Source organism: Streptomyces sp. R41 (genome assembly GCF_041053055.1).
In the GTDB taxonomy this organism is placed as follows: domain Bacteria; phylum Actinomycetota; class Actinomycetes; order Streptomycetales; family Streptomycetaceae; genus Streptomyces.
The window spans coordinates 1353585-1367902 of record NZ_CP163443.1; the positions used below are offsets into that span (position 1 = coordinate 1353585).

12 protein-coding genes and 1 pseudogene are annotated in these 14318 nt (G+C 70.1%); 5 read left to right on the top strand and 8 right to left on the bottom strand.

Annotation, left to right across the window (positions count from 1 at the left end):
- Positions 1-43 precede the first annotated feature (43 nt).
- Positions 44-772, top strand: coding sequence for a lysophospholipid acyltransferase family protein (locus AB5J53_RS06530; protein WP_369244660.1), 729 nt, complete (start codon positions 44-46; stop codon positions 770-772).
- Between the two features lie 36 nt (positions 773-808).
- Here AB5J53_RS06530 and AB5J53_RS06535 read toward each other — a convergent pair.
- The 6 genes and pseudogenes from AB5J53_RS06535 to AB5J53_RS06560 all read right to left on the bottom strand — a co-directional run bounded on the left by AB5J53_RS06535 (position 809) and on the right by AB5J53_RS06560 (position 6639).
- Positions 809-1556: pseudogene (locus AB5J53_RS06535) on the bottom strand (B3/4 domain-containing protein).
- Between the two features lie 22 nt (positions 1557-1578).
- On the bottom strand, positions 1579-2172 hold the full coding sequence (locus tag AB5J53_RS06540; protein WP_369244661.1) for a transglutaminase domain-containing protein: 594 nt from the start codon (positions 2170-2172) through the stop codon (positions 1579-1581).
- Positions 2173-2252: 80 nt separating this feature from the next.
- Complete coding sequence (locus tag AB5J53_RS06545; RefSeq protein ID WP_369244662.1) at positions 2253-3326, bottom strand: low specificity L-threonine aldolase; 1074 nt, start codon at positions 3324-3326, stop codon at positions 2253-2255.
- Positions 3323-4069, bottom strand: coding sequence for an SDR family NAD(P)-dependent oxidoreductase (locus AB5J53_RS06550; protein WP_369252086.1), 747 nt, complete (start codon positions 4067-4069; stop codon positions 3323-3325). Before AB5J53_RS06550 ends, AB5J53_RS06545 begins: the two co-directional genes overlap by 4 nt.
- Before the next feature lie 35 nt (positions 4070-4104).
- On the bottom strand, positions 4105-5502 hold the full coding sequence (locus AB5J53_RS06555) for a DUF6421 family protein (protein ID WP_369244663.1): 1398 nt from the start codon (positions 5500-5502) through the stop codon (positions 4105-4107).
- 81 nt (positions 5503-5583) lie between these two features.
- Positions 5584-6639 (bottom strand): alpha/beta hydrolase, encoded by a 1056-nt coding sequence (locus AB5J53_RS06560; RefSeq protein ID WP_369244664.1) that lies wholly within the window; start codon positions 6637-6639, stop codon positions 5584-5586.
- Positions 6640-6937: 298 nt separating this feature from the next.
- Between AB5J53_RS06560 and AB5J53_RS06565 the strand changes: the two genes are divergently transcribed.
- Positions 6938-7621: a glycerophosphodiester phosphodiesterase gene (locus AB5J53_RS06565; protein WP_369244665.1), complete on the top strand. Its 684-nt coding sequence runs from the start codon at positions 6938-6940 to the stop codon at positions 7619-7621.
- Between the two features lie 3 nt (positions 7622-7624).
- On the opposite strand, the gene AB5J53_RS06570 is transcribed toward AB5J53_RS06565, so the two are convergent.
- Positions 7625-8167 (bottom strand): GNAT family N-acetyltransferase, encoded by a 543-nt coding sequence (locus AB5J53_RS06570; RefSeq protein WP_369244666.1) that lies wholly within the window; start codon positions 8165-8167, stop codon positions 7625-7627.
- Between the two features lie 70 nt (positions 8168-8237).
- Between AB5J53_RS06570 and AB5J53_RS06575 the strand changes: the two genes are divergently transcribed.
- From AB5J53_RS06575 to AB5J53_RS06585, 3 genes are all read left to right on the top strand, one after another.
- Entirely contained in the window at positions 8238-8624 is a 387-nt protein-coding gene (locus AB5J53_RS06575; protein WP_369244667.1) for a VOC family protein, read from the top strand.
- A 260-nt stretch (positions 8625-8884) separates the two neighbouring features.
- Positions 8885-11959: a BTAD domain-containing putative transcriptional regulator gene (locus tag AB5J53_RS06580; protein WP_369244668.1), complete on the top strand. Its 3075-nt coding sequence runs from the start codon at positions 8885-8887 to the stop codon at positions 11957-11959.
- Between the two features lie 160 nt (positions 11960-12119).
- Entirely contained in the window at positions 12120-12278 is a 159-nt protein-coding gene (locus AB5J53_RS06585) for a hypothetical protein (RefSeq protein WP_369244669.1), read from the top strand.
- A gap of 100 nt (positions 12279-12378) precedes the next feature.
- On the opposite strand, the gene AB5J53_RS06590 is transcribed toward AB5J53_RS06585, so the two are convergent.
- A complete protein-coding gene (locus AB5J53_RS06590; RefSeq protein WP_369244670.1) occupies positions 12379-14229 on the bottom strand; it encodes a BTAD domain-containing putative transcriptional regulator in 1851 nt (616 codons plus the stop codon).
- Between the last annotated feature and the right edge of the window lie 89 nt (positions 14230-14318).

Below are 14318 nucleotides of genomic sequence, written 5' to 3' on the forward strand. Positions count from 1 at the left end.
CGGGAGACCCCTTCCCAGGCAGAGAGAAGGGTCCACCCCGTCCATGGCTGAGCTTGTCTACCGTCCCGTCGTCGGTCTCGCCCAGACGTTGTTCAAGGCTTGGGACCTCAAGATCGACTGCAAGGGATCGGAGAACATTCCGCGCTCGGGCGGCGCCGTGCTGGTGAGCAATCACATCAGCTATCTGGACTTCATCTTCGACGGTCTGGCCGCCCTGCCGCAGAAGCGTCTGGTGCGCTTCATGGCGAAGGAGTCGGTGTTCCGGCACAAGATCTCCGGTCCGCTCATGCGCGGCATGAAGCACATCCCGGTCGACCGCAAGCAGGGCGAGACGGCCTACGAGCACGCGCTGAAGTCGCTGCGCTCCGGCGAGATCGTCGGCGTCTTCCCCGAGGCGACCATCTCGCAGTCCTTCACCCTGAAGAGCTTCAAGTCGGGTGCCGCGCGCATGGCCCAGGAGGCCGGCGTCCCGCTGATCCCGATGGCCCTGTGGGGCACCCAGCGGCTGTGGACCAAGGGCCACCCGCGCAACTTCAGGCGCAGCCACACCCCGATCACCATCCGGGTCGGCGAGCCGATGGAGGCGCCCCAGGACCAGTACGCGGGCGCCATCACGCGTCGGCTGCGCGAGCGCGTCCAAGAGCTCCTGGAGGCCGCGCAGCGCGCCTATCCCGTACGGCCCAAGGGTCCGGACGACACCTGGTGGATGCCCGCCCATCTCGGCGGCACGGCACCGACCCCCGAAGAGGTGAAGGCGGCCGAGAGCCGCTGAATCTTCACCTCCGGCTCGGCCGGGGGTGCTGAATCGTCACTCCGGGGCGTGCACGGTGATCTGCGCCCCGGGGCTGAACTTCTCCAGCAGCTCGGCGAGTTCGGCGCCCGCGGCCTCGACATCGGCCACCGGCATCGGCGCCAGGCTCTCCAGGAGGAAGATCGCCGACACGGACTCTTCGGTGAGCCGGGTGCGCGGCCCCTGGCGCCAGTTCCAGCGTCGGCAGGTCACGCCCGCGTCGTCGCGCCACACCACCTCGCCCGTGTCGGGGTGCTCGACGACCTCCTCGCCGCCCGCGACGGTCACGAAGTCCTCGTCGCCCGTGGCGCGCACGAGCCGCATCGCGCCCTGGATGTGGCCGGTGTCCTCGCCGCCGACCGGGATCAGGTGGGCGACGCTGATCGCGTTGTAGACGTCCACGAGGACATTGATCCTGGGCAGTCCGGCGTCCGAGAGGGCGCGCTTGGCCAGGGCCTCCGCGGAATTACGGGTGCGCGACGGCTTGGAGCCGAACGCCGCGTACACCTCCCGCCAGGCCACCATGTGCGGGTCCTCGTGCGGAGCCGAACGCCGCGTACACCTCCCGCCAGGCCACCATGTGCGGGTCCTCGTGCGGAGCTCGACCGTCCAGTCGCCGTGCCAGTCGCCGGGCCGCGTCGTCGAGCAGCGCCGAAGTCCCCTCGGTGCTGGGCCCGTTGACCAGTGCGTACGCCTCGATGGCGACGTGGGTGAAGCCGGGCGCGAGGGTGCGCACCTGGTCGGACACGGTGAGCGTGAGAGTCATCGTCCGCCTTGCCTGCCTTGCCTCAGAGTGCGGTGGGAAGCGTCTGCCACAGGGAGGGCCGGTCCGAGGCCTCCCTGAGGGCGCGCAGAACGGCCGGGTGAGGTTCAGCGTACAGTACCGGGTAGTCCACCTCACTGGACTTCGGGTCGGGAGTCCAGGCCAGCCGCTCGCCGTCGAGCGAGAACTGCGCGTCGACGCCGGGCTTGTTCCCCCGGCAGTCCTGCCGATGCCAGGCCCCGTCGAACCGGACGGCCACCAGACCGTGCACGGCATGCCCACTGCCGTCGTCGTGCAGCAGCGACTGGTAACACAGGGCGGTCGGGATGTCCTCCGCCCGCAGCAGCGCGGCCAGCGCGTGCGCCTTGGCGTGGCAGATGCCGGTGCGCAGTTCCAGCACGTCGGACGCGCGCCAGGTGACGCGCAGGTCACCGGCGTCCTGCGAGTGCGGAATCGCGTCGCGCACGAACTCGTACGCGGCCTGCGCATAGCCATACGAGTCGGCGGCGCCCTTCGCGAGGCGTGCGACCACCTCGCGGACAACCGGATGATGATGGTCGATGACCTCGTCGGCGACCAAGTAGGCGGACAGGTCAGGGGTTTCCTGGATGAGCTGCACGCCCGCAGAGCATAGGAATACGACCGACCGAGAGTCAATGACTTTTCGATCGGCCGTATATCTATGCACTGCTGCCCAGGCTAGTGGTGGGCCATCTCCTCCTTGAGAGCCGCCACGAACCCGTCGACATCGTCCTCGGTCGTGTCGAAGGAGCACATCCAGCGGACGTCGCCCGCGGCCTCGTCCCAGAAATAGAAGCGGTAGCGCTTCTGCAGGCGCTCGCTCACGTCGTGCGGCAGCCGCGCGAAGACCGCGTTGGCCTGGACCGGGTAGAGGATCTCGACGCCGTGCACCGCGCGCACGCCCTCGGCCAGCCGCTGCGCCATCTCGTTCGAGTGCCGGGCGTTGCGCAGCCACAGGTCCTTGGCGAGCAGCGCCTCCAGTTGTACGGAGACGAAGCGCATCTTGGAGGCGAGCTGCATCGACAGCTTGCGCAGATGCTTCATATGGCTGACTGCGTCCTGGTTGAGGACGACGACGGCCTCGCCGAACAGCGCGCCGTTCTTCGTCCCGCCCAGCGACAGGAGGTCGACGCCGACCGCGTTGGTGAACGTCCGCATCGGGACGTCCAGGGAGGCGGCCGCGTTGGATATCCGGGACCCGTCCAGGTGCACCTTCATGCCGTGCGCGTGGGCGTGGTCGCAGATCGCGCGGATCTCGTCGGGCGTGTAGAGAGTGCCCAGCTCGGTGCTCTGGGTGATCGAGACGACCTGCGGCATCGCGCGGTGCTCGTCGTCCCAGCCGTACGCCTGCCGGTCGATCAGCTCGGGGGTGAGCTTGCCGTCGGGCGTGGGCACCGTGAGCAGCTTGAGGCCGCCCATGCGCTCGGGGGCGCCGCCCTCGTCGACGTTGATGTGCGCGCTCTCCGCGCAGATCACCGCGCCCCAGCGGTCGGTGACCGCCTGGAGCGCGACCACGTTCGCGCCGGTGCCGTTGAAGACCGGGAAGGCCTCGGCCGTGGCACCGAAGTGGCTGCGGATGATCTGCTGGAGATTCGCCGTGTAGTCGTCCTCGCCGTACGCGACCTGGTGTCCGCCGTTGGCCAGGGCCAGGGCGGCGAGCACCTCGGGGTGAGCCCCCGCGTAGTTGTCGCTGGCGAAGCCGCGGACGGCCGGGTCGTGGTGACGCCGGGCGTCGGTCTTCGGAGGGTTCACGGCTTCTCGGTCAGCCACAGACGGTTTCCGTTCACTTCAGCGGCGGACTTCTCCCAGACGCCGGCGATGGCCTCGGCCAGGTCCTTGACGTCCGTGAAGCCCGCGAACTTCGCGTTCGGGCGCTCGGCGCGCATCGCGTCGTGCACCAGTGCCTTGACCACCAGGATCGCAGCCGCCGACGTCGGCCCCTCGGCGCCCCCGGCCTTGTGGAAGAAGTCGGCCATGGCCAGCGTCCACGCCTCGGCGGCGGCCTTGGCGGCGGCGTAGGCGGCGTTGCCCGCGGTGGGCTTGCTGGCGCCCGCGGCGCTGATCAGGAGGTACCGGCCACGGTCGCTGCGCTGCAACGCCTCGTGGAAGGCGAGGGTGGTGTGCTGCACCGTGCGGATGAGCAGCAGCTCCAGGAAGTCCCAGTCGTCGAGGCTGGTCTTGGTGAATGTCTCGCTGCCGCGCCAGCCGCCCACGAGGTGGACCAGGCCGTCGACGCGGCCGAAGTCCTTCTCGATGCGGGTGGCCCAGTCGCGGGTCGACTCCAGGTCGAGCAGGTCGACCGTGTCCCCGACGACGGTGGCGCCGCCGTGCCCGTAGCGGGCCGCGTCCACGGCCTCCGCCAGACGCTCGGGGTCATTGTCCGAACCGACGACGGTCGCGCCCGCGTCGGCAAGCCGGGCCAGCGTCGCGCGCCCGGCGGGTCCACCCGCGCCGGCCACCGCGATCACCGCACCGCTGAGAGCTCCGTTGCCCATCTTCTTCGCCTCCTGAGCGTCCTGGACGCGGGCGCTCACGCGGCGGCCCGCTCGGCGCTCGCCGCGGTGATGCCCTTGGTGGAGGCGATCACGTTCTTCAGCTTCTTGGAGAGCGCCTCATAGAACATGCTCAGCGGAAACTCGTCCGGAAGCACGTCGTCCACGAGCTTACGCGGCGGCTGGGTCAGATCCAGGGCGTCCGGACCCTTGGCCCAGCGGGAGCCGGGGTGCGGGGCGAGGTAGGTGGAGACCAGCTCGTACGCCTTGAACCAGTGGACCAGCTTGGGGCGGTCGATGCCGGCCCGGTAGAGGTCCTCGATCTCGGCGCACAGCTGGTTGGTGACCTGCGGGGCGCGCTGCCAGTCGATGTGCAGCTTGTTGTCGGTCCAGCGGACGACGTCGTGCTTGTGCAGGTACGCGAAGAGCAGCTGACCGCCGAGGCCGTCGTAGTTGCGGACGCGCTCGCCGGTGACCGGGAAGCGGAACATCCGGTCGAAGAGCACCGCGTACTGCACGTCACGGCCCTGCGGGAAGCCGTCGGCCTCCAGCTTCACGGCCTCCTTGAAGGCGGTGAGGTCACAGCGCAGCTCCTCCAGGCCGTACATCCAGAACGGCTGGCGCTGCTTGATCATGAACGGGTCGAACGGCAGGTCGCCGCGGCTGTGGGTGCGGTCGTGGACCATGTCCCACAGCACGAAGGCCTGCTCGCAGCGCTGCTGGTCGTGGACCATGGCGGCGACGTCCTCGGGCAGCTCCAGGCCCAGGATGCCCACGGCCGCGTCGGTGACGGCGCGGAAGCGGGCGGCCTCGCGGTCGCAGAAGATGCCGCCCCAGGAGAAGCGCTCGGGCGCCTCGCGCACCGCGATGGTCTCGGGGAAGAGAACGGCCGAATTCGTGTCGTAGCCCGCGGTGAAGTCCTCGAAACTGATGCCGCAGAAGAGCGGATTGTCGTAGCGGGTGCGCTCCAGTTCGGCCAGCCAGTCCGGCCACACCATGCGCAGGACGACCGCTTCGAAGTTGCGGTTCGGGTTGCCGTTCTGCGTGTACATCGGGAAGACGACCAGGTGCTGGAGCCCGTCCTCGCGGTCCGCGGCGGGCTGGAAGGCCAGCAGCGAGTCGAGGAAGTCGGGCACCTGGAAGCCGCCGTCGGCCCAGCGCCGCAGATCCTTCATGAGCGCCTCGTGGTAGGCCGCGTCATGCGGCAGCAGCGGGGCGAGCTGCTCGATGGCGTCTATGGCACGGCGTACGGCCAGATCGGCGTCGGACGCGTCGGGGGCGCCCTCCGCCTCGAAGTCGATGGAGCCGTCCTTGGCCTGCCAGGGCCGGATCTCCTCCACGGCATCCTTGAGCACGGGCCATGCCGGGTGCTCCACCACCCTGGCCACGGGAGGAACCCGCTCCTCCGTACCCACCTGCACAAGAATTTCCGTCATGTCCCATCCTCCACGGGAGAACCTCGCGTTTGGACACCGTATGCAAGTGAGGTTCCTTCCCGCAAGGGGAGACTCTGGAGATTATCCTGCACACCCCCCGTCTTCACCGCTCTTTTTCCTGTCGGACACCGCGGAGGCGATTACTTCCGCTACGCGCCACTGGGCTGCGCGGGCATCCGCGAGAAGCTCGGGGAAGCCGAAGAATCCGTGGAACATACCCGGATGGTGATCCTCGGTGACCGGTATGCCTGATTTACGCAATTTATCCGCGTATGCACGACCTTCGCCACAGAGGAGATCGAAGCCCGCGGTGACGATGTGGGTCGGCGGCAGGCCGTGCGGATCGGCCAGCAGGGGGGAGGCGTGCGGGTGCGTCCGGTCGCCGTCGGGCCCGAAGTACTGCTCGACGAACCAGCGGCCATGGGCCGGCTTGAGGAAATACCCCTCGCCGCCCCACCGGGAGGTGTCGCCCCGTGGCCGTACGTCGGTCGCGGGATAGATGAGCACCTGGAGTGCGAGCTCCGGTCCGCCCCGGTCGCGGGCGATGAGCGCGGCGACGGCCGCCAGGTTTCCGCCCGCGCTGTCGCCGGCGGCCACCAACGCGCCCGGATCCCCGCCCAGTTCGCCGATGTGCTCCGCGGCCCAGCACAGCGCGGCGTACGCGTCGTCGACGGCCGCGGGGAAGCGGGCCTCCGGCGCGAGCCGGTAGTCGACCGAGACGACGACCGCACTGGCGTCCCGGCACAGGGCCCGCGTGATGGGGTCGTGGGTGTCCAGGCCGCCGATGACCCATCCGCCGCCGTGGAAGAAGACGACCGTGGGGCGCGGCGCGGGTGGCTGAGCCCGATCCGAATCCGGCTGCGCCTCCTGCCGCGGCTCCCGCTCCGGCTGTGACAGCGGCTGCGGCTGCGGCTGCGGCCGATAGATCCGCACGGGGATCTCCGGTGCCCCCTTCGGACCCGGTATCGCCCGGTTCTCGACCGAGCCCACGGCCGGCGGCTCGAAGGGCCACGCGGGCGCGGCGGCCAGGATGCGGCGGGCCTCGGCCGCGTCGGTGACGGCGCCTCCGAGGTCCGGGAAGTGGACACTGATGGCGTCGATGAGGGCGAGGACGTCGGGCGCGGGTTCGGTGGGCATCGCGGCACCTCTCCAGGGGGTGGAATGAACTCCCTTGCCTGAGCAGAGACATGACTAGCCGTCAGTTCTACAAGTGGCAAGGGCGGCGGCCGCCGGTCAACCGTCACGGGACTCGCCCACCCCAGAGTGACCCGTCCCGGCCGCCCGACATGGATCTTCCCTGCCAGGCGCCGCCATTGCCCCGCGTACGAACGGGTACATCGCACAGCGGGGCCATTAGGCTGCGGCCTTGCCGCGTGGGCGCCGCCGTCGGTTCCACGCGCGAGCCGAGCCGCCGTCGACGGAAGCGAGTCGAATCTTGAACTTCCTCACCATCGGTCATCGCGGAGTGATGGGTGTCGAACCCGAAAACACCCTCCGTTCCTTCATCGCCGCCCAGCACGCGGGCCTCGACCTGATCGAACTCGATCTGCATCTGAGCAAGGACGGCGCTCTCGTCGTCATGCACGACGCCGAAGTGGACCGTACGACCGACGGCTCGGGGCCGATCGCCGAGAAGACGCTCGCCGAGCTGCGCGCGCTGGACGCGGGACACGGTGAGCGCGTCCCCGTCTTCGAGGAGGTCCTGGACGCCGTCAGGACGCCGCTGCAGGCCGAGATCAAAGACCTGGCGGCGGCCAGGGCACTGGCCGAGGTCATGCACCGGCGGGACCTGGTCGGGCGGGTCGAGGTGTCGTCGTTCCACGACGAGGCGATCGCGGAGATCGCCCGCCTCGTGCCGGGCGTCCGCACCGCGCTCATCGCGAGCCGCTATGGCATCGATGTCGTGGAGCGCGCCACGGAGGCCGGTGCCGAGACGGTCTGCCTCAACATCCGCCGGCTGAGCCTGGAGGTCGTCGAGGCCGCCCGCAAGGCCGACCTGCGGATCATCGGCTGGGTGGTGAACACCCAGGACCAGCTGCGGCTGGTGCGCGCCTTGGAGCTGGACGGCGCGACCACCGACTATCCCGAGATCAAGCGCACCGGCCGCTTCACCGCGTGAACGTCACGCCAGCGGCTTGACCAGCAGCTCGAACTGCAGGTCGTCGCGCTGCGGAATGCCGAAGCGCTCGTCGCCGTACGGGAAGGGCGTCATCTTTCCCGTACGGCGGTAGCCGCGCCGCTCGTACCAGGCGATGAGGTCGTCGCGTACGGAGATCACGGTCATGCACATCTCCGCGACACCCCAGATCTCCCGCGCGTGCCGCTCCGCCTCCGCGATGATCACCTTGCCCAGGCCCCCGCCCTGCAGCGTGGGGCTGACCGCGAACATGCCGAAGTAGGCGTGGTCGCCGCGGTGCTCGAGCTGGCAGCAGGCGACGACCGCGCCGTCCCGCTCCACCGTCAGCAGTCGGCTGTCGGGCGAATTGATGACGGCGAGCACGCCCTCGGGGTCGGTCCGCTGCCCTTCGAGGATGTCCGCCTCCGTGGTCCAGCCGGTGCGGCTGGAGTCTCCGCGGTACGCCGACTCGATCAACGCGACCAGGGCGTCCACATCGGAGTCGGTGGCATCGCGGAAGGTCAGTCCGGTGGAAGCGGCGGTGTCCATGGAGCGTTTCTCCGTTCGGTGGCGCGGCTCGGGCACCGACGAGCGTAACCCTCCCCTAGGCTCCGGCTGCATGGTGCATGTACTGAGCAGCCGGACCCTCCTGCGCCCCACCGACCCGGAGCGCTCCCGGACCTTCTACGGCGAACAGCTGGGCCTGGCCGTCTACCGCGAGTTCGGCACGGGCCCCGAGCGCGGGACCGTCTACTTCCTCGGCGGCGGCTTCCTGGAGGTCGCGGGCCGCTCCGAGACGCCGCCCTCCCCCGCGCTCAAGCTGTGGCTCCAGGTCGCGGACGTGACGGCTGCGCACGAAGAGCTGACGGCCGCCGGTGTCGAGGTGCTGCGGCCGCCGGTGAAGGAGCCGTGGGGGCTGATCGAGATGTGGATCGCGGACCCGGACGGGACCGAGATCGTGATCGTGGAGATCCCCGCCGAACACCCGCTGCGCTACCGCCCCTGAGGGCATCTCCAAAAGGATTGAACTCTGTTCAGGAAAAGCTGAGCCTTGTTCAGGAATCGACTTTCGCCCGGATTATTGAGCCGCAAACAAAGCCCTTAACTCAACATCAACCTTACTGACGCGTATTCAGAAACAACCAAATCCAGCCCTTCCGCTGGAATTAACAATTCCACATCCAGTGGTGCATAGAATGGATCAACCATGGCCCGTCACGGGGCACCCGCGAGCTCCGGCAGGGACTTCGGAGCAGGGGAGGGCAAGTGGAGAAGCCGCTGCGCTTCAAGATTCTCGGTCCGCTGAGCGTGCTCGCGGACGACGGACAGGTGAAGGTGGGCGGGCCGCGCCACCGGACCATTCTGGCACTGTTGTTGCTGAATCCGGAGAGGACCGTATCGGTCGACAAGCTGGTCGACGCGGTCTGGGGAGACCAACCGCCCGCCACGGCACGTACACAGGTATCGATTTGCATAGCCGCCTTGCGCAAATCATTCAGGAAAGCTGGAATCGCCGAGGAAGTCATCGTCACGGCCCATCCGGGATATCTGCTGCGCGCCAGTGGACATCTGCTGGACAGCCTCGAATTCTCGGCGCTCGTCTCCGCTGCCGAGCGCGCCGTGCAGGAGAAGCGGCTGTCCGATGCTGCCCGGCACTACGCCGAGGCGTTGCGGCTGTGGCACGGTCCCGCGCTGGCGGGCGTGACCGGAGCGGCGGTGGAGGACGAGGCGCGGCGTCTGGAGGAGTTACGTCTCAACACCTATGACGACGCGATCGCCGTCGAGCTGGAACTCGGCCATCACCAGAGAATCATTCCGGAACTCGATGCCACGGTGCGCGCGCACCCCATGCGTGAGCGCACCCGGCACCATCTGATCACCGCGCAGTACCGTTCCGGCCGCCGTGCCGAGGCCATGGAAACGTTCCGCCTCGGGCGCCGCCTGTTCATCGATGAGCTCGGCCTCGAACCGGGCCCCGCTCTACGCGAGTTGCACGACGCGATCCTGCACGACGACGTATCTCCGGCCGCGGGCGAGCGGGGGCCGTCCGCCGCGGAGCACGAGCAACCGCGGGATCCGGTGGGCAAGCCCTTCGAACTTCCCCCGGACGTACCGGGATTCACCGGACGTGTACGGGAAATGGCACTGCTGGACGCCCTGCTCGAGCGCACCGACGAGGTGCGCGGGCCGACGGCCGGGCTCATCACCGGAGTCGGCGGACTGGGCAAGACCTGCCTGGCCGTGCACTGGGCGCACAGCGTCTCCGAACACTTCCCCGACGGTCACCTCTTCGCCGACCTCCGCGGATACGACGAGAACCACGAGCCGGCCCCGGTCGGCGAGGTCCTCGGCCGGTTCCTGCGCTCGCTGGGTGTACCGGGCGACCGGATCCCGGTCGGTCTCGAGGAGCGGGCCTCGCTGTATCGCAGCATCCTGGCCGAGCGGCGGGTGCTCGTGGTCCTCGACAATGTGCATTCCTACCCGCACATCGTGCCGCTGCTGCCGAGCAGCCCCGGCTGCTGTGTGCTGATCACCAGCCGGGAGCAGCTCGCCGAGCTGGTCGCCTGGCCGCCGCAGTGCCGGGTGCAGCTGGGCCGGCTGACCGGACCCGAGGCGGTGGAGCTGCTCGGCCGCATCGTCGGTGAGCGGCGCGTCGCCGACGATCCCGCGTCCGTCGCCCGGGTCGCGGAGCTGTGCGACCGACTGCCGCTGGCCCTCAGGATCGCCGGGGCGCGACTCGCCGCCAAGCCGCACTGGACGGTGGCGCGGCTCGTCTCCCTGCTCAGCGACGAGCGCCGCCGGCTGGACGAGCTGAGCGAAGGCGAGTCACAGGTCAGGGCGGGCTTCGCGCTGAGCTATCGGTGCCTGAGCGACGAAGCGGCCCGGCTCTACCGGCTCCTCGGGCTCCTGGAGGTACCGGACTTCGCGCCCTGGCTGGGCGCCGCGCTCGTCGACGCGGATCCCGCGACGGCGGAGCGGCTCCTGGAGCAACTGGTCGACGCCCAGTTCCTGGACGTGACCGGCGCGGACGCGATGGGCCGGCCGCGCTACCGCTTCCAGAACCTCTTGCGGCTGTACGCCCACGAGCGCGCCCACGGCGAGGAGTCCGAGCAGGAGCGGCGGACCGCCCGTGAACGGGTCTTCCGCAGCGCGCTGTCCCTGGCGGAACTGGCCCACCGGCGCTTCTACGGGGGTGACTTCAGCGTCCTGCACGGCACGACCCCGCGCCGCCCGCTGCCCGACGACGTCGCCACAGATCTCGCGGCCCGGCCGCTGCGGTGGCTGGAGGCGGAGCGGCTCACCCTGTCCGCGCTGGTGGAGCAGGCGGCGGAGCTCGGTCTGGACGAACTGGCCTGGGATCTCACCATGTCCACGGTGGTGCTCTTCGAGACCCGTGACCACACCGACGACTGGCGTGCCTGCGCGGAGCGCGCCCTCGCCGCGACGCGGGCCGCCGGGAACGTCCGGGGGCAGGGCGCGATGCTGCACATCCTGGGTGCGCTGGAGATGCGGCTGCGGAGGTTCCCGGAGGCCGACGAGTGCTTCGCCGCCGCGCTGGCGCTGCACACACGGGCCGGGGAGCGGCACGGGCGGGCGCTGGTGCTGCGCAGCATGGCGATGATCGACGAGATGCGCGGCGAGCTGACGAGAGCGATGAGCCGCAGCACCGAGGCACTGGAGGTCTTCCGCGAGGTGGGTGACCTCTCCTCGGAGGCCCATGTGCTCAACAACATGGCGCAGATCGAGCTCGACCGCGGTCATGTCGACCGGGCGGCCGAGCTGGGCCGGGAGTCCGTCCGGGTCGCCGAGGCCATCGGTGACGGCGGCTCGCGCAGTGTCGCGCTCGCCACCCACCGGCTGGGCCGGGTGCTGCTGGCCCAGGGCCGTTTCGCGCGGGCCGAGGAGGCCCTGCTGCGCATGGTGCGGATCGTGCAGGACAACGCCGACATGCTGGGGCTCGCGCACGGGCTGCTGGCGCTCGGGGAGGTACGGCTCGGGGCGGACCGCCCGGAGCAGGCCCGGATGACGTTGACGCAGGCCCTCGACGCGGCGGAGCAGGTCAGCAATCCGCTGGTCGAGGGGAAGATCAAGCTGGTGCTGGGCGAGGCCTGCGGGAAGTGCGGTCACCGTGCCCGCGCGCTGCGGTATCTGGCGGAGGCCCGGGACTGCTTCGCCCGTATCGATGTGAAGCCCTGGCTGGAGCGAGTCGACCGCGCCCTCGAAGCGCTGGGCTCCGAAAGGGCTCCGGCACTTCCGGCGCAGACGTCCACCGCGGGCGGGTCACCGGATCGTGCGAGCACGGCGCGGGCTGCGGCCGCGACGTCGGGACGACGCCGCTGAGGGGTGCGGCGGCAGGCCGGACTGCCGGCGGAGTGCGGGACGAAGGCGGATCGATAGTGGCCCGAAGCCGCATGTCTCTAGTTTCGATTGCGAACGAAGGGGACGGCGCCGGGCGCTTTCCCCTCACCCGCACCCGCTACGGCAAGACTCGGGAGTCGCAATGCAGAACATCTGGAGCACGACGGCCAGGCAGATAGTGATGGTCTGGATCATCGCGCTCTGCGCGCTCGGCGCGGCAGGTTCCCTGGCCGCCGCCTCCACCGGCGCCGGCCCGGCCAGCACGACGGTCGTCAGCCCCGACGAGGAGGACTGGCACTGAGGTACCCGCCGTCGACTGACCGGTCCGGCTCCGCTGCTGCGGAGCCGGACCTGTGTCGGCCCGATTCAGGCCGGATGTGGAGCCGTTGGCAACGCTGTCATCAGTGCGCCGCGGTGGACCGTTCCCGTTCGCGATGTGCACTCGCGAGGGATTCGGCGAAGAGCAGCACCAGTTCGTGGAAGCGGTACAGCGGACGGCCGAGGCGGTCGACGCCGCAGATGTCGAGCAGCGCCGCGTCCACCAGGTGCTCCAGGCTCTCCTCCGCCGCGGACTCGGGCTCGGCGAGATGCCGGGCAGCGCGCTGGGCGGGGAACGGCTCCGTGCCGATCCCCGCCAGGCGGACGAGCGTACGCCCGGCCTGTCTCGGCAGCTGCCGCAGCGACGGGAGCAGCGCGCGACGCAACTCCAGCCCTCCGTAAGAGAGTTCGCGCAGCCGCTGCTCGGGATCGGCGAGCCGGGAGGCCAGCCAGGAGACCGGCCAGTGCGAGCGCGCGGCCAGTCGGCTGCCCGCTATGCGCACCGCGAGCGGCAGTCCTCCGCAGTAGGTGAGCACCTCGTTCGTGGCGTCGGGCTCGGCGAGCAGCCGCCTGCGGCCGACTCCGGCCGCCAGCAACTCATACGACGTGTCCCGCTCGAAGGGGGTGAGGACGGTGGTGCGTGCCTGGGCCACCCGGGTCAGCCTCGCCCGTCCGGTGATCAGGACGGCGGCCGCGGCGGACCCCGGCAGCAGCAGGTCCAGCTCCCGGCTGTCGACAGCGCCGTCGAGGACCACGAGCAACCGCCTGCGCGCCGTGCGGGTGCGGTAGCGGCGGATCAGTTCGTCGAGGTCGGCGGTGCGCCCCGTGCCGTCGACCGGTGCGCCCAGGGCGCGCAGCAGGACCGTCAGGACCTCCCCCAGCTTCTTGGGGCGGCCGTCGGGGTGGGCCAGTTCGGCGAAGAGCTGGCCGTCGGGGAAGTGCGCGGCGCTGCGGTGCGCGGCCCGTACCGCGAGGGCGGTCTTACCGACCCCCGCCATGCCGGTCACGAGCAGGGCACGCGGCCCGTCACCCTTGCGCGATTCGGCCAACTGCTCGCACAGCGCGGCCAGTTCCTCCTCGCGCCCGATGAAGTCCTCGATGTCCGGAGGCAGTGTCGCCGGACGAGGCTCGTAGGGATCGCGCGGATCGCCGTCGCCGTACGACGCGGAGACCACCGTACGGGCCGGGGCTCCCTTCTTCGTGCCGAGGCTGCCCACGAGGACGGCCTGGTAGGTGGCGCCGAGGGCTTCGCCGGGCTCGATGCCCAGCTGCTCGTCGAGCACTTTGCGGCCCTCGTGGTACGTGTGCAGCGCGTCGGCCTGCTGGCCGCAGCGGTAGAAGGCCGTCATGAGCTGGGCGCGCAGCTTCTCGCGCAGCGGGAACTCGGCGACCAGGCCGGTCAGTTCGGCGGTCAGCTGCTCGTGCCGGCCGAGCTCCAGATCGGCCTCGACGCGGCTTTCCAGGGCGTGCAGCCGCAGCTCTTCGAGGCGGGCCAGCTCGGCGCCCGCCAGGTACTCCGTCACATTGCCGAGCGCGGCGCCCCGCCACAGCCCGAGCGCCCGGCTCAGCTGGGTGCTGGCCTCCAGATGGCGCCCGCGGCCGAGCGCCGTGCGCCCCTCCCGGTCCAGCTGCTCGAACTCCAGGAGGTCGACCGTGCTGTGCGGCGCCCGCAGGACGTACCCCGGCGGGCGCCGGTCGATCTCGACTTCGTCGCCCAGCAGTTTGCGCAGGCGCGACATGTAGGTGTAGATCTGCGCTCCGGCCGTGGCGGGCGGCTCCCACCCCCACAGCATGGAGCTCAACCGTTCGTCGGACACGACGCGCCCCCGGGCGAGCAGCAGGCTCGCGAGGACCGTGTGCACTTTGGATCCGGACAGTGCGATTCTTTCGCCACCCTTGCGGGCTTCCACCGGGCCGAGGACTTGGAAGTCCATTCGGCACCCCCCGTTCTGACATCTGCGGAACTTGGCTCGGTGGAGAAACTATGAAGGACCGTTATTCCTGCGTTATCCGTCGCCTTCTT